Annotated in this window: 27 protein-coding genes and 1 pseudogene; 13 read left to right on the top strand and 15 right to left on the bottom strand. The window is 64.4% G+C overall.

Annotated features, from left to right (window positions below; translation table 11 throughout):
- The first annotated feature begins 163 nt into the window (after window positions 1-163).
- Entirely contained in the window at window positions 164-640 is a 477-nt protein-coding gene (locus tag EN862_RS04185) for an Lrp/AsnC family transcriptional regulator (protein WP_127225967.1), read from the top strand.
- Between the two features lie 66 nt (window positions 641-706).
- Here EN862_RS04185 and EN862_RS04180 read toward each other — a convergent pair whose 3' ends face one another.
- From EN862_RS04180 to EN862_RS04160, 5 genes and pseudogenes are all read right to left on the bottom strand, one after another.
- The gene (locus EN862_RS04180; protein WP_127864569.1) at window positions 707-1,336 is read right to left on the bottom strand and encodes an HAD family hydrolase; all 630 of its coding nucleotides are present in this window, start codon (window positions 1,334-1,336) and stop codon (window positions 707-709) included.
- Entirely contained in the window at window positions 1,329-1,901 is a 573-nt protein-coding gene (locus tag EN862_RS04175) for an SIS domain-containing protein (protein WP_127864568.1), read from the bottom strand. The genes EN862_RS04180 and EN862_RS04175 overlap by 8 nt, the downstream gene beginning before the upstream one ends.
- A 7-nt stretch (window positions 1,902-1,908) precedes the next feature.
- A complete protein-coding gene (rfaE1, locus tag EN862_RS04170) occupies window positions 1,909-3,393 on the bottom strand; it encodes a D-glycero-beta-D-manno-heptose-7-phosphate kinase (RefSeq protein WP_127864567.1) in 1,485 nt (494 codons plus the stop codon).
- Between the two features lie 153 nt (window positions 3,394-3,546).
- Window positions 3,547-4,178, bottom strand: a pseudogene (locus tag EN862_RS04165) (LysE family translocator).
- A 61-nt stretch (window positions 4,179-4,239) separates the two neighbouring features.
- Window positions 4,240-4,701, bottom strand: a complete 462-nt coding sequence (locus tag EN862_RS04160; RefSeq protein WP_210235652.1) for a thioesterase family protein — start codon at window positions 4,699-4,701, stop codon at window positions 4,240-4,242.
- A gap of 162 nt (window positions 4,702-4,863) precedes the next feature.
- Between EN862_RS04160 and rfaD the strand changes: the two genes are divergently transcribed.
- Genes rfaD through waaC form a run of 3 tightly spaced genes read left to right on the top strand, consistent with a single transcriptional unit; the run spans window position 4,864 to window position 7,771 of the window.
- Window positions 4,864-5,814, top strand: coding sequence for an ADP-glyceromanno-heptose 6-epimerase (gene rfaD, locus EN862_RS04155; RefSeq protein WP_127864566.1), 951 nt, complete (start codon window positions 4,864-4,866; stop codon window positions 5,812-5,814).
- Complete coding sequence (waaF, locus tag EN862_RS04150) at window positions 5,787-6,794, top strand: lipopolysaccharide heptosyltransferase II (RefSeq protein ID WP_127864565.1); 1,008 nt, start codon at window positions 5,787-5,789, stop codon at window positions 6,792-6,794. Before rfaD ends, waaF begins: the two co-directional genes overlap by 28 nt.
- Window positions 6,791-7,771 carry a lipopolysaccharide heptosyltransferase I gene (gene waaC, locus EN862_RS04145; protein WP_127864564.1) on the top strand — a complete coding sequence of 327 codons (981 nt, stop codon included), beginning with the start codon at window positions 6,791-6,793 and terminating at the stop codon, window positions 7,769-7,771. The genes waaF and waaC overlap by 4 nt, the downstream gene beginning before the upstream one ends.
- Window positions 7,772-8,020: 249 nt before the next feature.
- Here the strand turns inward: waaC and greA are convergent, their stop codons facing one another.
- Together greA and EN862_RS04135 are read right to left on the bottom strand one after the other, a co-directional pair.
- Complete coding sequence (gene greA, locus EN862_RS04140; RefSeq protein WP_027168132.1) at window positions 8,021-8,494, bottom strand: transcription elongation factor GreA; 474 nt, start codon at window positions 8,492-8,494, stop codon at window positions 8,021-8,023.
- Between the two features lie 261 nt (window positions 8,495-8,755).
- Complete coding sequence (locus EN862_RS04135) at window positions 8,756-9,292, bottom strand: tetratricopeptide repeat protein (protein ID WP_127864563.1); 537 nt, start codon at window positions 9,290-9,292, stop codon at window positions 8,756-8,758.
- 178 nt (window positions 9,293-9,470) lie between these two features.
- Between EN862_RS04135 and EN862_RS04130 the strand changes: the two genes are divergently transcribed.
- The 4 genes from EN862_RS04130 (at window position 9,471) to EN862_RS04115 (ending at window position 12,788) form a co-directional block, all read left to right on the top strand.
- Entirely contained in the window at window positions 9,471-9,896 is a 426-nt protein-coding gene (locus EN862_RS04130) for a DUF3775 domain-containing protein (protein WP_112126832.1), read from the top strand.
- 75 nt (window positions 9,897-9,971) lie between these two features.
- Complete coding sequence (locus EN862_RS04125) at window positions 9,972-11,018, top strand: extensin family protein (RefSeq protein WP_127864562.1); 1,047 nt, start codon at window positions 9,972-9,974, stop codon at window positions 11,016-11,018.
- A gap of 127 nt (window positions 11,019-11,145) precedes the next feature.
- The gene (locus tag EN862_RS04120; RefSeq protein ID WP_127864561.1) at window positions 11,146-11,976 is read left to right on the top strand and encodes an extensin family protein; all 831 of its coding nucleotides are present in this window, start codon (window positions 11,146-11,148) and stop codon (window positions 11,974-11,976) included.
- 104 nt (window positions 11,977-12,080) lie between these two features.
- Window positions 12,081-12,788, top strand: coding sequence for an LssY C-terminal domain-containing protein (locus tag EN862_RS04115; protein ID WP_127864560.1), 708 nt, complete (start codon window positions 12,081-12,083; stop codon window positions 12,786-12,788).
- A 33-nt stretch (window positions 12,789-12,821) separates the two neighbouring features.
- Here the strand turns inward: EN862_RS04115 and EN862_RS36035 are convergent, their stop codons facing one another.
- Window positions 12,822-12,998 (bottom strand): hypothetical protein, encoded by a 177-nt coding sequence (locus EN862_RS36035; RefSeq protein WP_189400949.1) that lies wholly within the window; start codon window positions 12,996-12,998, stop codon window positions 12,822-12,824.
- A 249-nt stretch (window positions 12,999-13,247) separates the two neighbouring features.
- Here EN862_RS36035 and EN862_RS04110 point away from each other — a divergent pair, with 249 nt between their 5' ends.
- From EN862_RS04110 to EN862_RS04100, 4 genes are all read left to right on the top strand, one after another.
- Window positions 13,248-14,558, top strand: coding sequence for a hemolysin family protein (locus EN862_RS04110; protein ID WP_127864559.1), 1,311 nt, complete (start codon window positions 13,248-13,250; stop codon window positions 14,556-14,558).
- A gap of 48 nt (window positions 14,559-14,606) precedes the next feature.
- The gene (locus EN862_RS36030; RefSeq protein WP_189401117.1) at window positions 14,607-14,783 is read left to right on the top strand and encodes a hypothetical protein; all 177 of its coding nucleotides are present in this window, start codon (window positions 14,607-14,609) and stop codon (window positions 14,781-14,783) included.
- Window positions 14,784-15,187: 404 nt separating this feature from the next.
- Window positions 15,188-19,885, top strand: a complete 4,698-nt coding sequence (locus EN862_RS04105; RefSeq protein WP_127864558.1) for an autotransporter outer membrane beta-barrel domain-containing protein — start codon at window positions 15,188-15,190, stop codon at window positions 19,883-19,885.
- 76 nt (window positions 19,886-19,961) lie between these two features.
- A complete protein-coding gene (locus EN862_RS04100; protein WP_348632071.1) occupies window positions 19,962-20,213 on the top strand; it encodes a hypothetical protein in 252 nt (83 codons plus the stop codon).
- 30 nt (window positions 20,214-20,243) lie between these two features.
- Here the strand turns inward: EN862_RS04100 and EN862_RS04095 are convergent, their stop codons facing one another.
- The 5 genes from EN862_RS04095 to EN862_RS04075 all read right to left on the bottom strand — a co-directional run bounded on the left by EN862_RS04095 (window position 20,244) and on the right by EN862_RS04075 (window position 24,905).
- Window positions 20,244-21,806, bottom strand: coding sequence for a DHA2 family efflux MFS transporter permease subunit (locus EN862_RS04095; protein WP_127864556.1), 1,563 nt, complete (start codon window positions 21,804-21,806; stop codon window positions 20,244-20,246).
- Between the two features lie 7 nt (window positions 21,807-21,813).
- Entirely contained in the window at window positions 21,814-22,908 is a 1,095-nt protein-coding gene (locus tag EN862_RS04090) for an HlyD family secretion protein (protein WP_127864555.1), read from the bottom strand.
- Window positions 22,905-23,444 (bottom strand): helix-turn-helix domain-containing protein, encoded by a 540-nt coding sequence (locus EN862_RS04085; RefSeq protein ID WP_127864554.1) that lies wholly within the window; start codon window positions 23,442-23,444, stop codon window positions 22,905-22,907. Before EN862_RS04085 ends, EN862_RS04090 begins: the two co-directional genes overlap by 4 nt.
- A 250-nt stretch (window positions 23,445-23,694) precedes the next feature.
- Window positions 23,695-24,060 carry an avidin/streptavidin family protein gene (locus EN862_RS04080; RefSeq protein WP_127864553.1) on the bottom strand — a complete coding sequence of 122 codons (366 nt, stop codon included), beginning with the start codon at window positions 24,058-24,060 and terminating at the stop codon, window positions 23,695-23,697.
- 239 nt (window positions 24,061-24,299) lie between these two features.
- Entirely contained in the window at window positions 24,300-24,905 is a 606-nt protein-coding gene (locus EN862_RS04075) for an NADPH-dependent FMN reductase (RefSeq protein ID WP_127864552.1), read from the bottom strand.
- A 90-nt stretch (window positions 24,906-24,995) separates the two neighbouring features.
- On the opposite strand from EN862_RS04075, the gene EN862_RS04070 reads away from it, so the two are divergent.
- A complete protein-coding gene (locus EN862_RS04070) occupies window positions 24,996-25,364 on the top strand; it encodes a helix-turn-helix domain-containing protein (protein ID WP_095817326.1) in 369 nt (122 codons plus the stop codon).
- Window positions 25,365-25,534: 170 nt separating this feature from the next.
- Here EN862_RS04070 and EN862_RS04065 read toward each other — a convergent pair whose 3' ends face one another.
- Window positions 25,535-25,738: a hypothetical protein gene (locus EN862_RS04065; RefSeq protein WP_127864551.1), complete on the bottom strand. Its 204-nt coding sequence runs from the start codon at window positions 25,736-25,738 to the stop codon at window positions 25,535-25,537.
- 106 nt (window positions 25,739-25,844) lie between these two features.
- Window positions 25,845-26,240, bottom strand: a complete 396-nt coding sequence (locus EN862_RS04060) for an acyl-CoA thioesterase (protein WP_042646168.1) — start codon at window positions 26,238-26,240, stop codon at window positions 25,845-25,847.
- Between the last annotated feature and the right edge of the window lie 184 nt (window positions 26,241-26,424).

Here is a 26,424-nt window from a genome sequence, read left to right as displayed (position 1 = left end):
CGAACGGTCCGTCGTCCCCGGAAAGCTGTGATCCACAGGGTATTCGCGAAAATCGCGACTTTTGTTACGCCCGAAAAATCGCTTCGCAGAGGGGCTGGCGCGGACACAAAAGTCGTTTAATTACAAATTTGCGAAAGATTCTTGCGCAAGAGCCGAGACAGCCATGCCGCTCAAAGCCGACCTCGACGCCATCGACTGGAAGATCCTGCGCGAGCTGCAGAGCGACGGCCGCATGACCAATGTCGAATTGTCGAGCCGGGTCGGCATCTCGGCGCCGCCCTGCCTGCGCCGCGTCAGGCGGCTGGAGGAGGCCGGCATCATCCGCGGCTACCGCGCGCTCCTCAACGCGCCGGCGCTCGGCATGGATGTCGTCGCCTTCTGCCTGATCGGCCTGCATCACCAGGCCGATGCCGAGCTGAAAACCTTCGCCGAGCGCACCCGCGGCTGGCCGATCGTGCGCGACGCCTGGATGGTCTCCGGCGAATCCGACTTCCTGCTGCATTGCGTGGCAAGCGACCTCGGCACCTTCCAGACCTTCGTCATCGAGCAACTGGCTTCGGCCCCGAATGTCGACACTGTGCGCACCGCGCTGACCATCCGCCGGGTCAAGGATGAAGGGCTGGTGGCGTTCCCGACTTAATGTCCGGCTTCAGAAGAACCCGCCTAAAAACAGCGGTTTGTCGCCCGGTTTTGAATCACGCTGCGATCAAAGCGACCGTATCGCAGTGAGCAGTCCACCAAGGTCCGCCGCGTCGCGCAACGGCAACACCGAAAGCCCGCCCATCGTCGAACCCTTGCCCTCGACAAGCCAGCCGCGCTCGAGGCCGGCACGCTGACCGGCTTCCATATCGGCGGGCTTGTCGCCGACGATCAGCGAGCGCTTGAGGTCGAGGCCAAGCCGCCGGCCCGCCTCCAGCAGCATGCCCGGATTGGGCTTGCGCATCGGATGGTCGGCAACCGCCAGCGCGCCCGTGCCTTTCTCGTGGTAGCCGCAGGCAAGCACCATGTCGACCAAGGCATTCTTTTCGCCCAGCAGATCGACCACCCGCTCGTTGACCCTGGCGAACGCGTCCCAGCCGAAATAGCCGCGCGCGATGCCGGACTGGTTGGTGACGACAACGACCGGAATGCCGCGCTGGTTCGCGGCCGCGATGACGGGCGCGATGCCGTCGCGCAGCGCCATCTGCGCCGGATCATCGGGATAGCCGGTGTCGAGATTGATCGTGCCGTCGCGATCGAGGAACAGCGCCGGCCGGCCGGCTGGAAAGCTCCGGTCACCAACCCGCTCGACCCAAAGGCCCGGCTCGACCAGCGGAAAGCCTTCGCTCTCAGCCATTGCTGAGACGCGCTTCGACCGCCTCGCACAGATGGTGATAGAGGCACAGATGCCCCTGCTGGATGATCGGCGTCGAGGTCGACGGCACGTTGAGCAGGATGTCGGTCAGCGGCTTGAGCTTGCCGCCGGTCTCGCCTGTCAGGCTGATCACCGTCATACCCATCGCCCGCGCCTGCTCGGCGGCGGCAAGGATGCTCGGCGAATTGCCGCTGGTCGAGATCGCCAGCAGCACCGCACCCTCCGAGCCATGCGCCTCGACCTGACGCGAGAACACGGTGTCGAAGCCGTAATCATTGCCCCAGGCGGTCAGCACCGCGGCGTTGGCCGGCAGCGCGATGACGTTGTAGGCCTTGCGTTCCTTCAGGAAGCGGCCAACCAGCTCGCCGGCGATATGGATGGCATCGCTCGCCGAGCCGCCATTGCCGCAGATCAAGAGCGCCTTGCCTTGTGACAGCGCGGTCACGACCGTGGTCACCGCGCGTTCCATCTCACCGGTCAGGTCGCGCTCGACCATCGCCGAGATCGCGGCCGCGGAGCGGACCAGATAGTCGTTCAAATCGGACATGAGACCCTCAGTTTGCGGCACGCAGCTTGCCGATCGTGTTCGTCGTGCTCTTGCCGGCGACGAGATCGACCAGCACCACGCGCCCGCCCGCCTTCTGCACCACATCGGCGCCGACCACGGTCTCGATCGTGTAGTCCGCGCCCTTGACCAGGATGTCCGGCAGGAGCGCCTCGATCAGCTTGAGCGGCGTATCCTCCTCGAAGACGACGACGGCGTCGACCGATGCAAGTGCTGCCAGCACGCAGGCGCGGTCATGCTGGTTGTTGACGGGACGCCCCGGCCCTTTCAGCCGGCGCACCGAGTCGTCGCTGTTGAGGCCGAGCACCAGCCGGTCGCACTGGCTGCGTGCGGCATGCAGCAGGCTGACATGGCCGGCATGCAGGATATCGAAACAGCCATTGGTGAAGCCGACGGTAAGCCCCTCTTCCTTCCATGCCGCCACCATCCTGGCCGCGGCATTGGCGTCAAGAATGGCATCGGTATGAGCCGTCGGCCCATGCGAGCGGAACAGCGCGCCGGACAGTTCCTCGACGTTCAATCGTGCGGTGCCGCGTTTTCCCACCACGACGCCGCCGGCCGCATTGGCGATGACGGCGGCATGCACGCGGTCGGCGCCGGCGGCGAGCGACAGCGCGAAGCTCGCAATGACCGTGTCGCCGGCACCGGAAACGTCGAACACTTCGCGCGCCTGGGTGGAGATGTGGCGAGCGTCCTCGGCGGAGACCACGCTCATGCCCTTCTCGCTGCGCGTGGCGACGATGAATTCGAAGTCATGCGCGGCGATCAGGTCGCGCGCCGCGGCTACGATTTCGTCGTCGCCGAACACCTTGCGCCCGACCGCCTCGCCGAGTTCCTTGCGGTTCGGCGTCACTGCCGTGGCGCCGGCATAGCGCGCGTAGCCGCGCCCCTTCGGATCGACCAGCACCGGCTTGCCGGCGTCGCGGCAGATCGCGATCAGCTCGCCGGCGACGCCGTCGAGCAGGATGCCCTTGCCGTAGTCGGAAAGGATGACGATGTCGGCGCGGCCAAGCGTCGCCTGGAAATGATCGATGAGCTTCGCCCGCTCGGCGGAGGTGAGCGGCTTGATCTCTTCCTCGTCAAACCGCAGCACCTGCTGGTTGAGGGCGCTGAAGCGGCTTTTCGACGAGGTCATGCGGTCCTGGCGCTGCACAAGCCCGTCGGTGTCGACGCCGATCTCGCTGAGCATCCGCATCAGATTGTTGCCGGCCTGGTCGGCGCCGATTACCGACACGGGGATCGCAGCCGCGCCCAGCGAAACGATGTTGGAAACGACATTGCCGGCGCCGCCCATGTTCAGCGTCTCGCCCCGTCCATGCAGCACGGGGATCGGGGCTTCCGGCGAGATGCGCTCGATCACGCCGCTGACGAAACGGTCGAGGATGAAATCGCCCACGACCAGCACGGTGACGTCGCCGAACCGGGCGATGGTGCGATGTAAAGGTTCCGGAGAAGGCGGATTGTGCTTGATCATCTCACTCGCGGTGTGCCTGAAGAATGCCGGACTTGATTAGGTTTCAGCGCCGGAATTGTGGCGTGGGCTGTTTAAAGCGATGCCGATATACCGCAATTCGGGCGAGCGCAACGGGAGGCCCCGGCGCGCCGCCAGCCGCAGACAGCTTGGGAATCAGCTCCTTTGCAGGGCCACGTGGACACCGAGGCAACCAGCACGGCGCCGCCCGCGCGCTGCATCAGCCGCTGCGCCCGGCCCGAGCGCCGCAACAGTGCAATGAGAACGCCTGCTAGGAAAACGCAGACGATGTCGGCCGAGGAGAACATCAGATTGACGATGGTTCCCAGGATGACGAACTGCAGCCAGACCGGAAACGCAGCCGAGACATCGATGAATTGCGGCAGGAACGCCATGAAGAAGATCGCTGTCTTGGGATTGAGCACTTCGACAGCGATGCTTTCGAAAAAGGCGCGTCGGGCCGATTTCCGCTCGATGGCGGGCAGAGCCGTATTGCCGTCCGCCCGTTTGCGGAACATGGAGACGCCGAGCCAGATCAGATAAAGCGCGCCGCCGAGCTTGACCGCCAGATAGAGCGGCGGCACCGCATGGAACAGGACGGACAGGCCGGCGGCGGCCGCGAAGACATGCACATAGCCGCCGAGATGGATGCCGAGAGCCGCCGTCAGCCCCGACCAGCGACCCCGCGCCATGGTCTGGGCGGCGGCGTAAAGCATGGCGGGGCCGGGGATGTAAGCGAAGATCGCCGTGGTGGCGAAAAACGCGATGAGCAGTTCCATCGACGGCATCTTGGTCCCTCACGCTACGCCAGAGATGGCGGAGGCTGACTGAAGCGGAAGCTTTGCGGCCTCACTGTGGCGAGGAACCGGTCTGGCCTGATTTGGCCAGGACGCGCGCCATGAACTTGTCATGGTCGATCACTGCGCGCTCGTGGAACCCTTCCCCGATCAGTCCGCCTTCGTCGCTGCACGACACCTTGAATCGCAGCTTCCTTCCCTCCACGGCGACAAGCTCGACATCGGCGGTGACAGTCATGCCGATGGGCGTGGCGGCGACATGGCTGACGTCGACATGGGTGCCGACCGTTCTCTCGTGGCTGCCAAGGAACGGACGCAATGCCTCGATGCACGCCCATTCGATGAAGCCGACCATGAAGGCGGTGGCGAAAACCGGCGGCATGTCGCCAAAACCCGAGAAGGCTGGAGTCATGGCGGGCACCGTCAGGGTGTCGTCCACACGCAGGGTTTGAAGATGGCGAAGGCCAGGCTTTAAATCGAACGTCATGGTTGCACCACGGGCAAGGACCGGCACCCTGGCCCCTCGCCGCGGTGCTCGCAGGCAGCTTATCCCGAAGGCCCCTCCGACGATCCATCCCTACATTCGTCGTAGCCGCGGCCGGCGAGCTTTATCGACAGTCCAGCCCACCTCCCCTATAAGGGCCGGAATCGGCAACGGAGCAAGGCTGAAGAAAGAATGATCATCGTCACGGGCGGCGCCGGCATGATCGGCTCCAACATCGTCGCCGCTCTCAATGCCGAGGGCCATGACGACATCGTCGTCGTCGACGATCTCACCGACGGCCACAAGATCGCCAACCTGGCCGACCTTCGCATCGCCGACTATCTCGACAAGGACGATTTTCTCGCCCAGCTCGAGAATGGCTCGCTCGGCCGCATCGAGGCCGTCTTCCATCAGGGCGCCTGCTCGACCACCACCGAGTGGAACGGCAAGTTCATGATGGAGGTGAACTACGCCTATTCGAAGCGCCTCCTGCATGCCTGCCTGAAACTGCGCGTGCCCTTTCTCTATGCCTCATCGGCTTCGGTTTACGGGGGCGGCAGCGAGTTTCGCGAGGAGCCCGACTTCGAGCGTCCGCTCAACGTCTATGCCTATTCGAAGAAGCTGTTCGACGACTACGTCCGCCGCAACGTCTTCGACACCGACCATTCGCAGGTGGCGGGCCTGCGCTATTTCAACGTCTACGGGCCGCGCGAGGCGCATAAGGGCGCCATGGCCTCGGTCGCCTTCCATCTGTTCAACCAGGTCGAGCGCGGCGAAAACCCGAAACTCTTCGGCGCTTATGGCGACTTCGGCCCGGGCGAGCAGAGCCGCGACTTCATCCATGTCGGCGATGTTGCCGACGTCAATCTGTGGCTTTGGAAACGCGGCTTGAGCGGCATCTTCAACTGCGGCACCGGTCGCGCGCAGCCGTTCCGCGCTATTGCCGAGACGGTGATCGACACGCTTGGCAAGGGCGAGATTGAATTCATCCCCTTCCCCGACCACCTCAAGGGGAGTTACCAGAGTTTTACGCAGGCTGATATGTCCCGCTTGCGCGCGGCCGGCTACAATGGCCAATTCCGCACAGTCGAAACCGGCGTCAGGGACTATGTCGAATGGCTGAAGGCCCAACGATCCTCGTGATCGGCCCACGCTGGGTGGGCGACATGGTCATGGCGCAGTGCCTGTTTGCGGCGCTGAAGGAAAAACATCCGCATGCCGCGATCGACGTGCTGGCGCCAGCCTGGGCCGCGCCTTTGGTCAGGCGTATGCCCGAAATACGCAGCCAGATCGACTTTCCACTGATGCCGGGGGCGCTCGAATTCCGCAGCCGCAGGCGTTTCGGCCGCCTGCTGCGCGGCCGCTACGACATGGCCTATGTGCTGCCGGGAAGCTGGAAATCGGCGCTGATCCCGTTCTTTGCCCGCATCCCGCTTCGTGTCGGCAATCTGCGCGAGATGCGCTACGGCCTGCTGACCGACATCGTGCCGTTGCCCGAAGCGCTGAAGCGGCGCACGGCGCGCGCTTATTTCGGCCTCGCGCGCGGCGGCACGTTTCGCGCGCCGAGGCTCACAGTCGACAAGCCCAACCAGGCCGATCTGCTGGCGCGGTTCGGGCTGACGGGAAAGAAATTCGTGGCGCTCATGCCCGGCGCCGAATTCGGCCCGGCAAAACGCTGGCCGAGTGACCACTATGCCGGGCTGGCCCGGGACATGATGGCAAAGGGTTTGGGCGTCGTGCTGCTCGGCTCGAAGAATGATGCCAGCGTGACCGGCGAGATAGCGGCGCTCGCGCCCGGCGCCATTGATCTTGCCGGCAAGACGCGGCTGGAAGATGCCATCGACCTGATCGCCGCGGCGAAGCTTGCGGTCTCGAACGACAGCGGGCTGATGCATGTCGCGGCCGCCGTCGGCACTCCGATCGTCGCCGTCTACGGTTCGACCTCGCCGGAAAACACGCCGCCGCTCAGCGAGCACTCCGAGCTGATCTGGCTGCATCTGTCCTGCTCGCCCTGCCACAAGAAGGTCTGCCCGCTCGGGCACCTCAACTGCCTGAAGACGCTCGACGTCGCGCGCGTCTCCGCCGCGGCCGACCGGCTGCTCAAGGTTCCGGCCGCCGCATGAAAGTGCTGATCGTCAAGACATCGTCGATGGGCGATGTCATCCACACGTTTCCGGCCGTCGAGGACGCGATCCGCAATCGCCCCGATATCAGCTTCGACTGGTGCGTGGAGGAGCCGTTTGCCGGGATCGTGGCACTGCATCCGGCGATTGGAATGATCCACAAGGTGGCGGTCCGGCGCTGGCGCAAGACGCTTTTCGACGGCGGAACATGGCGCGAGATGGCAGGCTTGCGCAGAGCGTTGCGCGCCTCTCACTACGATCTCGTCATCGACGCCCAGGGCTTGTTGAAGTCGGCCCTGGTCGCCATGCAGGCCGGCGCGCCGATTGCCGGCTTCGATCGCGCCAGCGCCCGCGAGCCTTCGGCGACGCTGTTTTATCGGCGGAAATACGCCGTGCCGCGCGACCTGCACGCCATCGAACGCACCAGACGGCTGTTCGGACTGGCGCTTGGCTATCAGCCCGACCTGTCGACGCTCGAGTCAGGCATCGTGCCGCCGGTGGGCGCGCTGCCCGGCGTTGAAGGCAAAACCGCCTTCCTGCTGCACGGCACCAGTCGCGAGGACAAGAAATGGCCGGCCGAGGATTGGATCGAAACCGCGCGCGGGCTGGCCGACCGACACTTCACGCCGGTGGTCACCTGGTCGAATGAGGCTGAAAAATCTGTCGCAGAAGCCATTGCCGGAGCCGTGCCAGGGACGGTGCTGGTTGCGAAATCGCCGCTCGCGGATGTCGCCGCGATCCTCGGCCACTCGGCGCTGGTCATCGGCGCCGACACCGGCCTGACGCATCTCGCCAGCGCCTTCGGCCTGCCGACGGTCGCCATCTTCCTGGCGACGGAACCCGGTCTCACCGGCCCGCGCGGCAAGTTTGCATCGACCCTGCTTGCGCCAGCCGGCGGCAAGGTCACGCCGGCGGAGGTCGTGGCAGAGGCTGAACGGCTGATGCAGCGGCAGGCACTCGATCAGGCGGCCGGTTGACGCTGGTTGCTCAACAAGCGGGCGTCGGCGCCGCCCCTCATTGCCCTGCCGGGCATTTCTCCCCGTGAACGGGGAGAAAGCGGCTGGTCGCGATGCCGGCGCCTATCTGCAAACGTCGAAAATTAGCGAAATCATCACCGACAGGTGCCTTCTCCCCGTTTACGGGGAGAAGATGGCGGCAGCCAGATGAGGGGCAGCGCCGGCGTTTAGAAATTGAAGTCAAGGCTGAAGGCCCGGCTTTCAATATCTTTAAATAAACTGCACCTGGACGATCTCATACCCGCGGGCGCCGCCCGGAGCGTTGACCTCGATGGCGTCGCCGACTTCCTTGCCGATCAGCGCTCGCGCGATCGGCGAGGAGATCGAGATGCGGCCGGACTTCACGTCCGCTTCCTGGTCGCCGACGATCTGGTAGGTCTTCTTTTCCTCGGTGTCCTCGTCGACCAGCACGACGGTCGCGCCGAACTTGACCTTGTCGCCGGAAAGCTTGGAGACGTCGATAACCTCGGCGCGCGCGATCAGATCCTCGAGCTCGTTGATGCGGCCTTCATTGTGGCTCTGCGACTCCTTGGCCGCGTGATATTCGGCATTTTCAGACAGGTCGCCATGCGAGCGCGCTTCGGAGATCGCCTCGATGATACGAGGCCGCTCCTCTTGCTGGCGCCAACGCAGTTCTTCCTTCAATGACGCGAACCCCTCGCCTGTCATCGGGACCTTGATCATATGCCTGACCTTTCCTGCCGCCACCCCCGATTTCGGGAGCGGCCTTGTCAATGGGTACAAAAAGAAAACGGTCCGGCAGCCTCGGGCTAACGGAGCCGTTTCACCACAATTTCCCCGAATATAGCGATCTTTGCGCGGTTTTCACGCCCAAAAATGAAGTTCGGCAAATTGATCACCGCTTTCGCGAGCCCCTTGCCGGCTGCGGACAACAAAAAACCGGCTGCGACGGCTCGCAGCCGGTTGAACAGTGTCGGAACCGTATCAGCTCCGCAGGAAATGATCGATCTGTTCGGACAGCATGCCGTATTCGCGCGAGCCCGTGCCGGTCCGCTTTTCGATTTCGTTGAGCTGTTCCTGAGCACCGGCGAGATCGCCGATCTGCAGATGCGCTTCGCCGAGATATTCGCGCACCAGCGTGTAGTTCGGATCGATGCGCAGCGCTTCCTCGTAATAGCCGAGGCCGACCGTGACGCGGCCGGAATGGCGATGCGAATAGCCGAGATAGTTGAGGATGCGTGGATCCTGCTTGTTGGCGGCGAGCGTCAGCACCGAGATCGCCTCGTCATAACGCCCGGCCATCGCCAGATCATGGCCGGCCTCGTAGATGCTGTCGTCATCCAGCATGCCATACTGCGGCTTTACGCATTTGTTCTTCTTCTTGTCCCAGACCTCGCCCTTCTTGCACTGGGTGGTGGTTTGACCGCTTCCGCCGCCACTTTCTCCGGCCGCAAAAGCCGGGGCAACGAACAGCGGCAGCGCCGCAATGGCCATGACTTGAACAAGCAAACGTCTGCGCATCGAAGCCTCCTTGAGGGTGACAATGGCAGATTAACGCCACCTCATTGCGGTTTCATCCCGAAATGCGGGCGGATGCCTAACTATTTTCAGCGGCCGGAAAGAAGCATTTACCTCCGGACGTGACGCGCGCTGCAAATCCGCTATCATCGGGGCCAAGCGCATCACGTGGAGAAGGACCGTGCAGCAGCGCCTCGAGAAAGAATGGGAGCTTTCCATCGACCCGGACACGGTGCGCCTGTTCATCCTCAAGGCCAAGGCGCTGAGCGCTGCCGTCAACGAGGATTATGACGACGGCGCCGAGCACGAGGTCGAGTTCGACGGCGACGCGCATGCCAGCCACCACCATGACGGCCTTGTCGAGGAAGCCTCGGAAGACCTCACCGAGGAAGAATTCCGCGAGCTGATCAACGATCTCAACATCGACGAAGCGGCCGAACTGATCGCGCTCGCCTGGGTCGGGCGCGGCGACTATGACGCATCCGAATGGGCGGACGCGGTGGCAGCCGCCAGGGAGCGTCCCAGGAAGCGGACGGCCAAATATCTGCTCGGCCTGCCGATGTTGGCCGACTGGCTGGAGGAAGGCCTTGAAGCCATAGGCGCGTAACGCGCCGGTAACCGATTGTGATCGGCAAGGCACGCGGTGCAGGCAACTTCGCGACACGATCGCCGTTTCGGGGCGATGGCGACGCTGAGCCTCTCACGACTTTGCAGACTGGCGCTGCCTGTGGCGGCCGCGATCCTGCTGGTTACGCCGGCCCTGGCCAAACACCATCATCGGCACAAAGGACATCTGCCGCCACCGAGCCAGAGCGCCGCTCCGGCACCGGAAACGCCCCCGGCGACACCGGTTCCAGGGTCGCGTCCCCAGGACATGGAGAACGGTACTGAGAAGTCGGGGCAAGGCAAAAGCCGCCTCGACAGCAATGACGATTTCCTCAACCAGGAGAAGTCGCATCCTAAATGGGACGCCCGCCCGCCGCGCTCCAAGGGCGCTCAGTCCGCGCCGCGGACGCAATCCGAGCCTGAGACGCCGGATGTCGTGCCGACGCCACCGGAGAAGCCCGCCGAACTGGAGCCGGAGTCGCCGGAAACCGCGCCGCAACCGCCGGAAAAGCCGGCCGATGCCGGCGAGGAAAAGATGCTTCCCGATCCCCGCTCGGCCGATATGCCGGCCGACAAGATGCCGGCGGAGGAAACCGCGTGCCGCGAGCGGCTGAAGGCGCTGGGCGTCGCATTCGAGGAGCACAAGGCCGAGCACGATCCCGAGATCGGCTGCTCTATCCCCTATCCGATAATTCTGAAGACGCTCGGCAAATCCATCAGCGTAAGCCCCGGCACTGAGCTCAACTGCCCGATGGCCGAGGCAGCGGCGCGCTTCATGGCCGATGTCGTCCAGCCCACGGCAAAGGCCGAACTCGGCGCCGATTTGAAGGCGGTCAACCAGGCCTCGGCCTTCGTCTGTCGCCCGCGCAACGGCACCCGCAAACTTTCGGAACACGCCTTCGGCAACGCGCTCGACATCGCCAGCTTCACCTTGTCGGACGGAAGCGAGATCGAGGTCGGTCCAGTGCCCCCGGAGAAGGATGCGAAATTCCTCGACGCGGTGCGCAAGGCTGCCTGCGGCCCGTTCAAGACGGTGCTTGGACCGGGCGCCGACCCCGACCATGCGCTGCATTTCCACCTGGACCTCGAACCCCGCCGCCACGGCGGCACGTTCTGCCAATAGGCAAGTCGGAAGTCTTCTGACCAAACAACAACGCCGCAATTCCGCCTCATGCATGAATGCCGGCGCTGATCTTTCCTTTACTCTTGCCCAATAAACTTGTGCCATTCGGGGACAAGGACGCCTTTCGATGGTTCGAAGACTTGGCGCTATGCTGGCGGCGGCGCGATGGAACAAGCGTGCGCGCGTCGCGGCCGTCGGGTTGGTCGCAGGCGCCGCCATCGCGACGATATCGGCCTGCACGACCGGTGATGTCTTTGCGCTGCAGCCGGCCGTCGATGTCGGCAGCCAGACGGCGGCCGTGCCGCAGCCCGATGCGCCGCAATATTCCGGCATGCAGCGTCTCGTGCCGTCCGATCCCTACATGACCCAGGCCGCCTATCCACGCATGGACGAGCCCATGTCGCCGCTCGAGCAGATGCCGGCCAGCGAGATCGACTGCCGCAACGAGCTGAAGCGGATGGGCGTCGTCTATCAGGACGTCCAGCCGATCCACGAGGGACAGTGCGGCATCGATTTCCCGGTAAAGGTCTCGGCGATCGGGAGCGTCGCGATGAAGCCGGCAGCGACGCTGACCTGCAACATGGCCGCGACCTTCGCTGCCTGGACCAAGAACGAGCTGCAACCGGCAGCCCGCTGGCGCTATTTCTCCGGCGTCAAGGCGATCCACCAGGGCTCGAGCTATTCCTGCCGCAATATCGCCGGCGAAGGCGTGTTGTCCGAACACGGCAAGGGCAACGCCCTCGACGTGATGAGCATCGAGCTCAACAATGGCGACGACATCGACGTCCGCAAGCCCGGCCTGTTCGCCTTCCGCACGCGCGGCTTCCTCAACAATGTCCGCGCCGACGGCTGCGAATATTTCACCACGGTGCTCGGCCCGGGCTACAACTACGACCATCGCAACCATTTCCATTTCGATATCAAGAACCGCAAGAGCGGCTACCGCGCCTGCCGCTGATTTTGGGGGTCGCAAGGCGCCCCGCTTCATCCTCCACAGGCCTCTGCCCAAAAACGGCCGACACAGCGTAAAGTAGTCGCGCGTGGATTTTGGAGCGGTTTGTCGTGAGTAAGCGAAGCCTGAGGCGGCGCGCGGCGATCTGGCTGGCGACGGTTTGCGTCTCCTATCTGGCGCTCGCCTATATCGCGGCGCCGGAATTCTGGACATGGCGGGAGCGCGGCTTCCGTACAAAGCCCTTCGAGATGGTGACGCATACGCCGCAGGGCATTCCCGGCGATCCGATCAATGTCGGCCTTGTCGGCACCGAGAAGGAAGTGCTCCACGCCTTCGCGGTCGCGGGCTGGGACACGGCTGATGCCGTCACCCTCAGGACCGCGATCGACATCGGTGAAAGTGTGCTGTTTTCCCGCCCCTACCCCGATGCGCCGATGAGCCGCCTGCTGTTCGAAGGCCGCGCCCAGGACCTTGCCTTCGAAAAACCGGTCGGCGACAGCGCCGACCGGCGCCATCATGTCCGCTTCTGGCTGACGGACGCGGCCGGCGATGACGGCCGCCCGCTTTGGCTGGGCGCCGCGAGCTTCGACCGCGGCGTCGGCCTCAGCCACGACACGGGCGCCGTCACCCACCATATCGGCCCCGACATCGACGCCGAGCGCGACTTCCTGATCGGCGACCTGAAGGCCGCCGGCCTGCTCACATCCACCAGCGAGATACCGGGGATCGGCGCCACCAGGACGGGACGCAATGGTGGCGGCGACCCCTATTTCACCGACGGCATGGCCGTGATCGGCGTGTTGAGCACACGGGAGTGACGGCACGGCCAAGCCAAACGGAGGCACAGACCGTCACGCGGACGGAGGCCCGGTCGGCGGCTTCAGGCTGTCCCTTATGGCTTTCGCTTCCCTGACCAGCGACGACCAATTCGATCCAAGCAGCGAGATCAACTCCAGCGCCTGCGTCTCGGTAATGCCTGTCTCTTCCAGAAGCCTCTGGACAAGGCCACGTTTTGGTTCGAGCGCCAATGGGCAACCCCCAACAAGCTATCCTAACTATATCATTTGATATTGGTTCCACTCTATCCCTTTGATTTTTAATAAGGCGCTGTCGCTGAATTGAGCCCTTTCGTACCGATGTGCGGTTTGCAAACTCCAAGCCGATGCCAAGTTCGCCGAATGGCCTCTCGAGGCCACCTGCCTTGCTCCGGCCTGTCATCTGCCAAAAATACCGGCGGGCTATTTTCGAATGCGCTGCAGCAATGCTATTGACCGCCCATGCTTTATGTTGAAATCGCCGTCGTGGCCGTCCTCATCTTGGTGAACGGCCTCTTGTCGATGTCGGAGCTTGCCATCGTCTCGTCGCGGCCCGCCCGCCTCAAGGCGATGATCGACCGCAACGTCAAGGGCGCCGGCCGCGCGCTGGCGCTGGGCTCGAATCCCGGCAAGTTCCTGTCCTCGGTGCAGATCGGCATCACGCTGGTCGGCGTACTCTCGGGCGCATTCTCGGGCGCGACGCTCGGCGAAAGGCTGGCGCAATATCTGGCGTCGACCGGCATCCGCGAAAACATCGCCGACCCCGTCGGCGTCGGCATCGTCGTCGCTTTGATCACCTATGCCTCGCTGATCGTCGGCGAGCTGGTGCCGAAGCAGATCGCGCTGCGCGATCCCGAGCGCGTCGCGGTCCGCGCCGCGCCGGCGATGACCATCCTTGCGACCGTCTCGGCGCCGCTCGTCTTCTTGCTCGATCTCTCCGGCCGCGCCATTCTGTGGCTGCTCGGCCAGGCCGGCGAGGCGGAAGAGAAGGTCACCGACGAAGAGATCAAGATGCTGGTCGCCGAGGCCGAGCATCACGGCACAATCGAATCCGACGAGCGCCGCATGATCGCCGGCGTCATGCGCCTCGGCGACCGCGCCGTGCGCGCCGTGATGACGCCGCGCACTGAGGTCGACTGGCTCAACCTGCAGGCCGACGAGACGGTGACCCGAAAGCTCTTGATGGAAACGCAGCACTCGCGATTGCCGGTCGGCGACGGCAATGTCGACGCCATGGTCGGCGTCATCCAGACGCGAGACGTGCTGGCCGCCCTTCTTGCCGGCAGGGTTCTGGATCCGCGCCAGCACGTGCGCGCCGCACCCATCGTGCATGATCAGGCCGACGCGCTCGACGTGCTCCAGAAGCTCAGGGAATCGGACGTGCCGATGGCGCTGGTCCATGACGAGTACGGCCATTTCGAAGGCATCGTCACGCCGGCCGACATCCTGGAAGCGATCACCGGCGTGTTCCGCTCCGACCTCGAGGCCGGCGAAGAGGAAAATGCCGTCAAGCGCGATGACGGCTCATGGCTGCTCGCCGGCTACATGCAGGCCGACGAGATGGCCGAGGTGCTGGGCATCGACCTGCCGGAGAACCGCGACTACGAGACCGTGGCCGGCTATGTGCTGTCGCATCTCCACCATCTGCCGACGACCGGCGAGTGCGTCGACGCGCAAGGCTGGCGTTTCGAGGTGGTCGACCTCGACGGCCGCCGCATCGACAAGCTGATCGCCACCCGCCTGCCCGACGGGCATCGCCCGGTGGCGCGCTGAGCGGAACCTTAGCGTCAACTTGCGGTTTCAGGTCATGGGGAAAAATCCATGGCCGAAGACAAGCAAGAACGCGACGCGCGACTGAAGGCGGAGAAGGAATTCCGGATCCGATTTCTCGTGCAGGAGACCGGGATCACCGAGTCCCAGGCCCGCGACCTTGTCGACATGATCGGCATCGACGCCAGTTCGCTTCTTCGGGAAGCGCGGCTGCTGAAGAAGAAATAGGTGGCGGAACTTGATCGCGGTTCCGTTTGATTGGCCTCGGCGCGCGCACGGACTGTCGATTGCCAACGGCAGCCGCCATGGGCGAAGCTGACCACGTGTTGCCCCGGGCAGCCAAGCCGCGGGGGCAAGGTCCGGTCCGCAAATCCTGTGTCACCATGATAAGCGGGCCGGACCGCCCAGGTTCCGCCCGCCCCTTAACGCTGGCGATCGCGTTTCCCATCCGCATAATCAAGTCAAAGCTTATATTTACATTGCTTATATTCAATGAAGCTAATGTTGCTTTAAAGTAACGGCAAGAAAAAATCAATAATCGACAATTCAACTTCAAGACAGGAATCAAACACCAAGTTAACCTCTTCGCGTTCTGGTCGGCGCGCGCTGTCCAGGCCGCCAGGCAATCCGGCATGGGCTGGCGAGTGAATTGCGAGGGGCATCGCCAGATGAAGGCCAGCGGCGTCGGTACCATTCTTTCTGCCGGAAAAGGGAAGCCTAGCGCGGCGGCGCTTCGTGCCGGCGTTTCCCTGGCAGCGCTTCTCGCCTTGGCTGTCGGCGGCGCGCCCGCCTGGGCCGATGGCGGAGACGGCAAGGGCGCGACCGGAGCGTTTGGCACGGGCGGCGCCGACGGTTCTCTTGCGCAAGCGACGGGGCAGGATGCCAACTCTGCCACAGCCAGCACAGGGGGCGGCGGTGGCGGCGTGGACCTTACCACCGGCAACGGTGCCCCGGGCGGAGCGAGCGTAACCACTGCCGGCAGGCCAAGAGGCGCCACTGGCATCACCGGCACTACGGGTCAGACGGTCACTACAGTCACCATCGTCTCGGGCACAGTCGGTGGCGGCACGGGCGGATTAGGCCAAGCCGGTGTAACAACCACACCTGGCGGGCACGGCGGCGGCGGCGTCGGCATCTCGGCGACAGCCGATGTCACCATCGCGGGCACCGGAGTAGTGACAGGCGGCACGGGAGGAGGTCCCGGCAACACCGGATCCCCCTCCAGAAGCGGTGGCGCAGGTGGTGGCGGTGTCGGCATATTCTCAAACGCCAACGCAGTGGTGGATAGCGGCGGCAGCGTTACCGGCGGTGCGGGCGGTATCACCGTCGTCGGCGGTGGCGGTAGCGGCGCAGCGGCCATCGTGCTGACCGCAGGCGGCACGGTTACTAACAGCGGCACCCTGACCGGTGGCGTCGGCGGCAACAGTTTTGGGACTTCCGGAGGCGCCGGCGGCGATGGCGGTGCCGGCGTGCAACTACTTTCGGGCGGCACCGTCGTCAATGAAGCAGGCGGGACAATCAAAGGCGGCGCCGGCGGCACCGGGCAGTTGGCGGCGGGCGACGGCGGGGCCGGCATCAAAGGCGCCGGGATCGCTGTCGTCAATGCCGGCACGATCACTGGCGGCGCTGGCGGTGCAGGCGGCGGCCTTGCCGGTCAGGCGATCCAATTCACCGGCGGCGTCAACTCGCTCGAAATCTGGTCGACCTCCGACATCACCGGCAATGTGAAGGCTTTCAGCGCGGCCGATACCTTCAAGCTCGGCGGCAGCACGAACGGTTCGTTCGACGTCTCGCAGCTCGGCCCTGGCGGCAAATATGACGGCTTCGGCCTTTACGAGAAGACGGGCAGCAGCACCTGGACACTGACGGGAACGACGGCCGCAGTCACGCCATGGACATTGACCGGGGGCACGCTTTCGGTCTCCTCCGACGCCAATTTGGGAGCGGCATCGGGCACGTTGACATTCAACGGCGGCACGCTGCAGACGACCTCCGCCTTCACCAGCAGCCGCAATGTCGCCCTGACCGACAACGGCACGTTCCAGACCGATGCCGACCTTGTCCTGACGGGCGTCATCAGCGGCAGCGGCCTTTTCACCAAGACCGGCGCCGGCATGCTGACCTTATTGGGCAACAACAGCTATACCGGCGGCACGCGAATTCTGGGCGGGATCCTGGAGGCCGAGGGCGGCAACGCGATCGGCGACCAGTCTGCCGTGATTGCCCAGGCCGGTGTGTTCCGCGTCCTCGGCGACGAGACCATCGGCACGCTCTCGGGCGATGCCGGCACGGTGGAGCTTGTCGGCGACCTCACGACCAGCACGAATTTCGCCAACACGACCGCGCTGTTCTACGGCGGCATCACCGGAACCGGCGGCTTCGTCAAGAACGGCGCCTACCGCCAGGTTCTGGCCGGCAACAACAGCTATCAGGGCGCGACACAAATCCTGGGCGGGACGCTCTATGCGGTCGGTTCGGGCATCGACTCCATTCCCGACGCGTCGGCCGTGACGGTGGCGGCCGGCGCCACATTGTCGTTGGCGCGACCCTCCATCTCCTCCAGCATCACGGGCATTGACAGCGACGACGAGACGATCGGCTCCTTGTCGGGCGCCGGCAATGTCGCTCTCGGCGACAGGAAACTGACGATCGGCGGCGATGCCAGCACTGCGTTCTCCGGCTCGATCTCGGGCGCCGGCGGCTCTCTTGCCAAGCTGGGCACCGGCACGCTCACGCTCTCGGGCACGAACACCTATACCGGCGCGACGACGGTCGACGCAGGCAGGTTGCGCGTCGACGGCTCGCTCGGAAATACCGCCGTCAGCGTCAACAGCTCCGGCACCCTGTCGGGCGTGGGAACAATCGCGGGGCCGGTGACGGTTGATGGCACAATCGCGCCGGGCGACAGCCCCGGCACGCTCACGGTCGGTTCGCTGACGCTCAACGCAGGCGCGAATCTCGACTACGAGCTCGGCGTTCCGGGGACGGTCGGCAACGGCGTCAACGACTTGATCGTGGTCAATGGTGATCTCACCCTCGACGGCACGCTGAACATCACCGATGTCGGCGGCTTCGGTCCCGGCGTCTACCGGCTCATAAACTACGGCGGCGCGTTGACGGACAACGGGCTTGAGTTCGGGACCACGCCCGTCTCCGCGAGCGATCTCTTCATCCAGACCAGCATCGCCGGTGAGGTGAACCTGATCTCCAGCGCCGGCGTGACGCTGGGCTTCTGGGACGGCGGCAATACGGGGCTGCATGACAACGGCGCGATCGACGGCGGTGACGGCGTGTGGGACGCGACGAACCGCAACTGGACGGAAGCCGATGGCGCGATCAACGGCAAGTGGGGTCAGGATTTCGCGGTGTTCGCCGGTCAGGCCGGCACCGTCACGGTCGATGATTCCGCCGGCGCGGTCGGCTTCACCGGCATGCAGTTCATGACCAACGGCTATGTGATCGACGGCGACACGCTCACCACCGACACCGCCGCCACGACGATCAGGACCGATGCCGGCGTTACGGCAACCATCGCCGTGGAGATTGCCGGAAGCGGCGGTCTGGTGAAGACCGATTCCGGCACGCTCGTGCTTTCCGGCGCGAACACCTACAGCGGCGGCACGACGATCTCGACCGGCACGCTGATCGGCCAGGCAACGAGCTTCGGCAGCGGCGATATCCTTGATAACGCGGCTTTGGTTTTCGACCAGCCGACCGATGCCGCCTTCTCCGCCACCCTCTCCGGCACCGGCACGCTGGCCAAGTTGGGAAGCGGCAATCTCAATCTCACCGGTACGAACACGCTCAACGGGGCGACCACGATCGCGGCCAGCAAGCTTTCGGTCAACGGCTCCCTCGCCAACTCCGCGGTGACTGTTCTGAGTGGCGGCGCGCTCGGCGGCAACGGCACCGTGGGGTCGACGACGCTGCAGACCGGCGGCGTCATCGCGCCCGGCAACTCGATCGGCCAATTGACCATCCAGGGCAATTTCACCGGCGCCGGCGGCACGGTCGAAATCGAAGCGATCCTCGACGGCGACACCTCTTCCACCGACAGGCTGGTCATCACCGGCGACACGTCGGGCACCGCCAACATCAAGGTGATAGGCCTTGGCGGCGCCGGCGCGCAGACCGTCGACGGCATCAAGATCGTCGATGTCGGCGGCGTCTCCGCCGGCACCTTCAATCTGCAGGGCGACTATATCTTCCAAGGCGACCAGGCCGTGGTGGCAGGCGCTTACGCCTACCGGCTCTACCCGAACGGCGTCAGCACCCCGGCTGATGGCGACTGGTATCTGCGCTCGGCGCTGATTAACCCGGTCGATCCCGGCGGCCCGACCACACCGCTCTATTCGCCGGCCGTGCCGGTCTACGAAGCCTATGCCGGCGTGCTGCAGAGCTTCACCCAGCTCGGCACGCTGCAGCAGCGCATCGGCAACCGCTCATGGACTGTCGCCGACCAGTCGGCGACAGGCAGCGCCAGCCAGGGCGGCACCCCGATCTGGGGGCGTATCGAGGCCTCGCACAGCGAGTTCGAACCGGGCACGAGCACCACCGGCACCGACTATGACGCCGATCTGTGGCGGCTGCAGGCCGGCCTCGACATGCTGCTCTCCGAGACCGCCTCCGGCATGCTGGTCGGCGGTCTCACCGTCCACTACGGCACTGTGAAATCGGACGTCTCCTCGTCCTTCGGCACCGGCTCGATCGACGCAACCGGCTATGGCTTTGGCGGCACGCTCACCTGGTATGGCAAGAACGGCTTTTATGTCGACACCCAGGCCGAGTTCACCTGGTTCGACAGCGATCTTTCTTCCGCGACACTTGGCAGGAAGCTCGCCGACGACAACAACGGCTTCGGCTACGGCCTCGGCATCGAGGCCGGGCAGAAGATCGCGCTTCATGGCAACTGGTCGCTGACGCCGCAGGCGCAGCTCTCCTATGCCTCAGTCGATTTCGACAGTTTCACCGATCCCTATGGCGCGCTGGTCTCCAACGGCAGCAGCGACAGCCTGACCGGCCGCCTCGGCCTTTCCGCCGACTATGAAAGCGAATGGAAAGGCAGCGCGGGGCAGACGAGCCGCTCGCATGTCTATGGCATCGCCAATCTCTACTACAACTTCCTCGACGGCACCGATGTCGACGTCTCCGGCACCAGGCTGACCAGCAAGCCGCAGCAGCTTTGGGGCGGCCTCGGCGTCGGCGGCTCGCTGAGCTGGGCCGACGATCGCTATTCCGTCCATGGCGAGCTGCTGGCGCGCTCCAGCCTGGAGGATTTCGGCGACAGCCGTGCCTTCGGCGGCTCGGTCGGCTTCAGCGTGAAATGGTAGGCTGACGACGATAGGCCGAAAAAGGCAACCAGCAGTCGCTGGAAACTTTTCGATGCGTATAGGAATTTAATCCTTGGTGGGGCGATTCTCGCTGGAGGTCGCGGTGGTTCGTCGCAACAAGGCAAAGCAATTATCGGAGTCGGAGCTTGACCGGTTCCTGATGGCGGCGGGAGAGCTGCATCGCAGTATTGTGGCCCCGTTGATATCGACGCAATGCGATCACTACCGCTCGATGCAAACCCTGCACGAGGCATTGCTGAAAGCGGTGAAGGACATCACCGGCAAGGACGCTGCTTTTATCCGCTGGTTTGGGGCGGGGTCGCAGTAAACTGCGTCGCTCGCGGCGCTTGCGCGCCCCTCAATGCGCGTCCGGCGGCGGCGCCTTCGGCGTCACGTTGCGCAGGAACGGCACCAGCGCGGTGGCGATGACGAAAGCCACCATGATGACCAGGAACGCGTCCGCATAGGCCATGGTGGAAGCCTCGCGATAGGCGAGCTGCCAGAGCTGCTTCAGCGCGGCGGCGTGGCCGTCTTCGATGGCGCCGGGCAACTGGCCGTAGCGCTGCGCCACGTTGTCGAGGAGGTGCATGGCCGGCTCGTTCTGCGGCGTCAGATGCGAAGCGATCGTCAGGAAATGGAAGTTGGTGCGGTTGTTGAGGATCGCGCCGCAGATGGCGATGCCGACCGCGCCGCCGAGATTGCGCATGGTGTTGAACAGGCCGCTGGCATATTTCAGCCGTTCCGGCGGCAGGCTGCCGAGCCCGAGATTGACGCTGGGCGCGACGGCGAAGACCTGCGGGAAACCGCGAAAGATCTGCGGCAGGAGGAGCTCGGCCGAGCCCCACTGGCTGGTGATGGCGGAAAAACTCCACATCGAGGCGCCGAAGGAGGCCAGCCCGAACATCATCAGCCAGCGCGTGTCGAAGCGCTTGGCAAGGAAGATGTAGACCGGCACGCCCACCATCGAGGCGACGCCGGTTGAGAAGACCGCCAGCCCCGTCTCGAACGCGTTGTAGCCGCGCACATAGCCGAGGAACAGCGGCGTCAGATAGATCGTGGCGAAGATGCCGATGCCGGTGATGAAGGACAAAAAACAGCCGATGGCGAAATTGCGGTTGCCGAAGGCGCGGAAATCGACCACCGGCTGCGCATAGGTCAGGCTGCGAACGACGAACAGGATGAGCGTAACCACGGCGATGACGGCGCCGTTGCGGATCGTGGCGTCATCGAACCAGTTCCAGCGCGAGCCTTCCTCCAGCACATATTCCGCCGTGCCGAGGCTGACCGCCATCAGCGCCATGCCGATATAGTCCGCGCCCTTCAGCAACGACAGATCGCCCTTGTCGATCTTGACCAGCAGCGCAACGAGGATGGTGATGACCACCCCGGGGATGACATTGACGTAGAACAGCCAGTGCCAGTTCAACGTGTCGGTGATCCAGCCGCCGATGACGGGCCCCAACGTCGGCGCGATCGAGGCGATGCTGCCGACGACGGCGGCGGCATAGACGCGCCTCGGGCCCTGGAAATAATGGAAGGACGAGGTGAATACCGTCGGGATCATCGACGCACCGAGCAGCCCCTGCAGCGCGCGGAACACGATCATGCTCTCGATGTTCCAGGCGAAGCCGCACAGCATGCTGGCCAAAGTGAAGCCGGCCGCCGAGATGGTGAAGAGCCACCTCGTCGAGAAGACGCGTGTCAGCCAGCCCGACAGCGGGATGACGATGATTTCCGCCACCAGGTAGGAGGTCTGGACCCAGCCGATCTGGTCCTGCGCGGCCGACAGGCCGCCGCCGATATCCTGCAGCGAGGAGGCGACGATCTGGATATCGAGCAGCGCGATGAACATCCCCACGCACATCACCATGAACGGCAGGATGCTGGCGAGGAAAGATTGCGGGGCGGCCGGCGCTGACATGGCGCCCTCAATGCGACCCGGTATCGACGGTGACGACAGTGGACAGGCCGGGCCGCAGCGCGACCTTGCTCGCCTGGTCGGCGTCGATCGCGATCCTCACCGGCACACGCTGCACGATCTTGGTAAAATTGCCGGTCGCGTTCTGCGGCGGGATGACGCTGAAAATCGCTCCCGTGGCCGGCCCCAGGCTGGTGACATGGCCCTTGAGCGGCTGGTCGGGAGCGATATCGGCATAGACCGTCGCGGCCTGTCCGTCGGCCATCGCGCGCAACTGGTCTTCCTTGAAATTGGCGTCGACCCACAGGCCCGAGGCAGGAACGATGGTCAAGAGGTAGCTGCCCGGTGAGACATAGGTGCCGACCTGCGCCAGCCTGTTGCCGACGACGCCGTCGATCGGCGAGCGGATTTCCGTGAAGCCGAGGTCGAGTTGCGCGGTGTCGAGATCCGCCTTGGCGGCCGCGACTTCCGCGGTCGCTTCCGAAATCTGGGTGTTGAGGACGTCGAGCTGTTGTCTCGACGCCGCAAGCGCCGCCCGCGCGGCGGCGACGGATGCCTGCGCCTGGCCGTCGGCCGCAGCGCTTTTCTGGGCATCCTGCTGCGAGCCGGTCCTGGCGCTGGCAAGAACCGCGTAGCGCTTGGCGTCCTGCGCGGTGAACGCCGCAGCGGCGCTCTTGGCCTCGAGATCGGCGCTGGCCTGCTCGATCAGCGAGTTCTGCAGCGAGATCTGGGCACGCAGATTGTCGAGCGCCGACTGCTTCTGCTCAACCGATGCCTGCGCGCGTTCCAGCGCCGCCTTGAACGGCCTGTCGTCGATGCGGATGATCGGCTGGCCGGCGCTGACATGCTGGTTGTCCTCGACGAGCACCTGGTCGATATGACCGGCGACGCGCGGCGCAAGCGGCGTGACATTGCCGCCGACATAGGCATCGTCGGTCGTCACCATGAAGCGGTTGGCCTGCCACCACTCGAAGCCATACCAACCGGCGGCAGCGATCGCGATCAGCGCAGCGCCGAGCAGCAGTGGCTTGCGCCGCTTCCTGGCCGGCTTCGGGATATCGACGACCGCGGCCTGCAACTCGGCCGGGGAAAGAGTCTTGTTCATCTGCTTCGCGCCTCTTGGCCACCATTCTCGACCAGCGGCAGGCCTGAGCCTTCGCTGCTGAAACGATAGCGTTGCCGCATGCGATCGCTGGCCCTCGGTCCGGTGGCCAGGGTGAAGCCACCGCTGTCGAGCTCCCTGCCAGTCTCCTTGTCGACCAGGACGGGATCGGCCCAGCGCCCGTCAGCCGTGTCCACCACAACGAGGCTCGGGCCTTCGGGCGCCAGATGCCGGTTGCCCCAGGCCAACAGCGTAAGCAGCACCGGGCGGAAATCGCGAGCCTTGGCGGTCAGCACATACTCATGGCGAAGCGGCCGCTCGCAGTAGGCGCGCTTCTCGAACAGCCCGCGCTCGACCAGGCTGTTCAGCCGCCGCGTCAGGATGTTGGGCGCGATATCCAGGCTCTTCTGGAACTGGTCGAAGCGCGTCAGGCCCTGGAAAGCGTCGCGCAGCAACAGGATGCTCCACCACTCGCCAACCTCGTCGAGGCTGCGCGCGATGGGACATGGGCGCGTTTCGAAGCTTGTCTTGGCGACCATCTTCGTGACTCACTTTCAATATGCAAGTCCCACATAGTCGAGTTGATTGCATAATGCAAGTCACCATGCGGCGCGGGGTTGGAAACAGCCAACACGAAGCCGTGAACGGCGCCTCCTGGGCTGCCGGAGAGAAGCGTGAGATTTTATCGCGTCGAGGTAAGCGGAGAGACGGTCAGGCCGGGCGTATAGCGCGGGCGATGGCGCCGTTCCTGGCGATCAAAATGGCGCGCAGTGCCTGCTGGCTGTTTGGCTATTCTCGGACGAAGGTGTCGAGGCTTGTGCCAAAGGCGCGCCAGGTTCCGACCCGCTTGCGAGAAGCGATTTCGCCTTCCTTGCCGGTGATGGTGCTGCCCGCAACCGTCAGCCACATCGTCTCCAATTTGCCGTCCCGCAATATGCCGGTGTAACTCACCGCGGCCGGGCCGGCCGTACCCTCGCCGGCGGCCGTCACGCCAATGACGTCGCCATGCGCGATGCCGAATATCGGCACGGTCTGCCCATAGAAGCTGCTGTCTTCGAGCGCCGTGCGAAACGTGCCTTCAACCCGGCCGCCATCCTCGCCGGTGATGTCGAGCACAGACCCACACTGGTTGCGCCATCTGCCAAGCCAAGGCATTTCGCTCCTCCACGACTATATCGTCTTAGTCTTCGGCGGGATTCGGGCCTGCATCTAACGCGCTGTTCCGAGCGATCAAGTGACCGGCAAACGTGATCGGGGCCAAACGCGGGACAGTGTGACGCTTAAGGGGACCAGGCTGGGCCCAAGCAAGATAGGCAGCTTTGGTTCTAGTACATTAAAAGGGGCGGCGCCCGGCGCCGCCCCTTCTTACTGGGAGGACAAACTCGATTGACTGCTCAGGCAGCCTGGGCTTCGCCGGCGATCGCGTCGGCGGCACGCGCCGCCTTCAGCACCTTCGCCCACCAGGCGACGTCGTTGACCAGCGCGGCGGCGGCCTGGTTCAGATGCTCGATGTCCTCGAGCTTCTTGTCGCCCTGGCGCACGGCAAGGTAATCGCCCCAGGCGATATGCACGGCCGACTTGACCGGAGCCATCTGCAGCTCGACCGCGATCAGGCGGAGTTGTTCGACCGCGCGCGCGCCGCCGACCGAGCCATAGCCGATAAAGCCAGCCGGCTTCTTGTTCCATTCATTGGCGGCGTAATCGATGGCGTTCTTCAAGACACCGGTCGGAGCGTGATTGTACTCGGCGGCGGTGAAGATGAAGCCGTCGAACTCGGCGACCTTTCTCTGCCAGCGCTGCGCCACTTCGTTCTGCGACGGCGCCCAGGCGGAGGAAGCGACCTCGTCGAAGAAGGGCAGCGGCCAATCACGCAGATCGACGATCTCGACATCGATATCGGCGTGCGACTTGGCGATCTTGGCGATCCACTGCGTCGGCGCGTCGGCGAAGCGGGCGGCGCGCGTCGAACCGACGACAATAGCGATTTTGGGCTTGGACATAAGGGGCTCTCCTTGCGGGAATTTCTGGTATCGTTTGGATACCGGCGCTATATGTGATACTGACAAATTATCGCGCAAGGAGGCACGTTTTTGTTACTGAGGCACCCGCATATCACCGAGGACTGCCGCGCCGTCTCGGAAATCCTGCAACGGGTCGGCGACAAATGGACCGTGCTCGTGGTCGGCAAGCTGGGCGACGGCGCGCTGCGCTTCAACGAATTGCGCGCCGCCGTCGGCGGCATTTCGCAGAAGATGCTGACCACCACCTTGCGCGGTCTGGAACGCGACGGCTTCGTCACGCGAAAAGTGTTTCCGACCATCCCGCCACGTGTCGATTACGAGCTGACCGAGCTCGGCCACGAGCTGCTCGTGCCGGTCGGGGCGCTCGGCGAATGGGCGCGCAAGAACACCAATCGGGTCCGCGAGGCACGGGCGAGATTTGACAGCCAGCAGGCCTGAAACCCTTGTGGTTCAAAGGTTTCTGAACCATTGGATGAACTCGTGCTACTCGGCGCCGGCCCTGTCGTACCTTCCGGCTTTGACCGACCTGCCGCGGCCCCGCAGCCAGCCTCTCAGGTGTCTGCGTGCATCCGTCTCGACGAGCATGACTGTCTTTAGCCAACCACCAATCAGGCGCTCACAGCTATAGTGTTGCAGCACGCCGTCGAGCAGTTCTCCTGCTGCGCTGCCTTCTTGCCGATCGCCTTCGGGTCCCTCACGCAGGCGACGCGTGGAAGGTCCTTCCTGACTTCCACATAGGCCGTTATGCCGAGCAGGCAAACCAGCGCGACAAGGGCTGCCATGAGCCAGCCGTTCAGCATGTGTTGACGCATTGTTTTCCCCTCGCGACCTCAAGATGGGGCGCGAAGGCAACCATTGGATGTCGCGAAGCGCGTCTCCCGCGCGGGCGTTGTTACAAAACCGTGAATCGGAGACCTGTCAGCTCTCGGCCGGAACCGGCTTCGGTTTGCCTTCGCCGTCGAGCGCCACCATGACGAAATCGGCATGGGTGACCTTTTCCATCAGGTCGGAAAGGTAGCGCTGCGCCCAGGCCTCGACCTTGAGCACCATCGAGGTACGGCCGACACGCTCGACATGGGTGTAGATGCAGAGCGTGTCGCCGATCTTCATCGGCTTGGCGAAGGACATCTCCTTGACCGCGGCGGTGACAACGCGCCCCTTGGCGCGCTCGGCCGCGCGGATGCCGCAGGCAAGGTCCATCTGCGCCATAACCCAGCCGCCGAAGATGTCGCCGGCCGCATTGGCGTCGGAGGGCATGGCGAGCGTGCGCAGCGTGAGATCGCCGAGGGGTTTTCCGTCCGCGTAATGCACCATTGGGAGGTCCTTCAGCCGCTGCTTTCCTGAACCCGTAGCAACGCGGTTGCGATGTCGCAAGCTCTGCTGAAAGCGAAAACCACGCCGCCGGAGCAGTCGCTTTTTTCACAAGCGATGCCGGAAGGTCCGGCGACGACGTGAACCGGCAATGTCTAGGCTAGGCCGAGAATTTCGGAGCGCGCCC

This window comes from Mesorhizobium sp. M2E.F.Ca.ET.219.01.1.1, assembly GCF_004016445.2.
Classification (GTDB): domain Bacteria; phylum Pseudomonadota; class Alphaproteobacteria; order Rhizobiales; family Rhizobiaceae; genus Mesorhizobium.
The sequence above is the reverse complement of the archived record's forward strand: the minus strand, read 5'-3'. Positions and strand labels throughout refer to the sequence as shown.

Excerpts from the sequence above, each read along its gene's own strand:
- EN862_RS04135 (WP_127864563.1), bottom strand. The coding sequence starts at position 9,292 with ATGCGCAGACGTTTGCTTGTTCAAGTCATGGCCATTGCGGCGCTGCCG.
- waaC (WP_127864564.1), top strand. The coding sequence starts at position 6,791 with ATGAAAGTGCTGATCGTCAAGACATCGTCGATGGGCGATGTCATCCAC.
- rfaE1 (WP_127864567.1), bottom strand. The coding sequence starts at position 3,393 with ATGATCAAGCACAATCCGCCTTCTCCGGAACCTTTACATCGCACCATC.
- EN862_RS04085 (WP_127864554.1), bottom strand. The coding sequence starts at position 23,444 with ATGGTCGCCAAGACAAGCTTCGAAACGCGCCCATGTCCCATCGCGCGC.
- EN862_RS04080 (WP_127864553.1), bottom strand. The coding sequence starts at position 24,060 with ATGCCTTGGCTTGGCAGATGGCGCAACCAGTGTGGGTCTGTGCTCGAC.
- EN862_RS04065 (WP_127864551.1), bottom strand. The coding sequence starts at position 25,738 with ATGCGTCAACACATGCTGAACGGCTGGCTCATGGCAGCCCTTGTCGCG.
- greA (WP_027168132.1), bottom strand. The coding sequence starts at position 8,494 with ATGATCAAGGTCCCGATGACAGGCGAGGGGTTCGCGTCATTGAAGGAA.
- EN862_RS36030 (WP_189401117.1), top strand. The coding sequence starts at position 14,607 with ATGGCCGAAGACAAGCAAGAACGCGACGCGCGACTGAAGGCGGAGAAG.
- EN862_RS04095 (WP_127864556.1), bottom strand. The coding sequence starts at position 21,806 with ATGTCAGCGCCGGCCGCCCCGCAATCTTTCCTCGCCAGCATCCTGCCG.
- EN862_RS04110 (WP_127864559.1), top strand. The coding sequence starts at position 13,248 with ATGCTTTATGTTGAAATCGCCGTCGTGGCCGTCCTCATCTTGGTGAAC.
- rfaD (WP_127864566.1), top strand. The coding sequence starts at position 4,864 with ATGATCATCGTCACGGGCGGCGCCGGCATGATCGGCTCCAACATCGTC.
- EN862_RS04180 (WP_127864569.1), bottom strand. The coding sequence starts at position 1,336 with ATGGCTGAGAGCGAAGGCTTTCCGCTGGTCGAGCCGGGCCTTTGGGTC.
- EN862_RS04075 (WP_127864552.1), bottom strand. The coding sequence starts at position 24,905 with ATGTCCAAGCCCAAAATCGCTATTGTCGTCGGTTCGACGCGCGCCGCC.
- EN862_RS04185 (WP_127225967.1), top strand. The coding sequence starts at position 164 with ATGCCGCTCAAAGCCGACCTCGACGCCATCGACTGGAAGATCCTGCGC.
- EN862_RS04175 (WP_127864568.1), bottom strand. The coding sequence starts at position 1,901 with ATGTCCGATTTGAACGACTATCTGGTCCGCTCCGCGGCCGCGATCTCG.
- EN862_RS04125 (WP_127864562.1), top strand. The coding sequence starts at position 9,972 with ATGGCGACGCTGAGCCTCTCACGACTTTGCAGACTGGCGCTGCCTGTG.
- waaF (WP_127864565.1), top strand. The coding sequence starts at position 5,787 with ATGGCTGAAGGCCCAACGATCCTCGTGATCGGCCCACGCTGGGTGGGC.
- EN862_RS04090 (WP_127864555.1), bottom strand. The coding sequence starts at position 22,908 with ATGAACAAGACTCTTTCCCCGGCCGAGTTGCAGGCCGCGGTCGTCGAT.
- EN862_RS04060 (WP_042646168.1), bottom strand. The coding sequence starts at position 26,240 with ATGGTGCATTACGCGGACGGAAAACCCCTCGGCGATCTCACGCTGCGC.
- EN862_RS04120 (WP_127864561.1), top strand. The coding sequence starts at position 11,146 with ATGGTTCGAAGACTTGGCGCTATGCTGGCGGCGGCGCGATGGAACAAG.
- EN862_RS04105 (WP_127864558.1), top strand. The coding sequence starts at position 15,188 with ATGGGCTGGCGAGTGAATTGCGAGGGGCATCGCCAGATGAAGGCCAGC.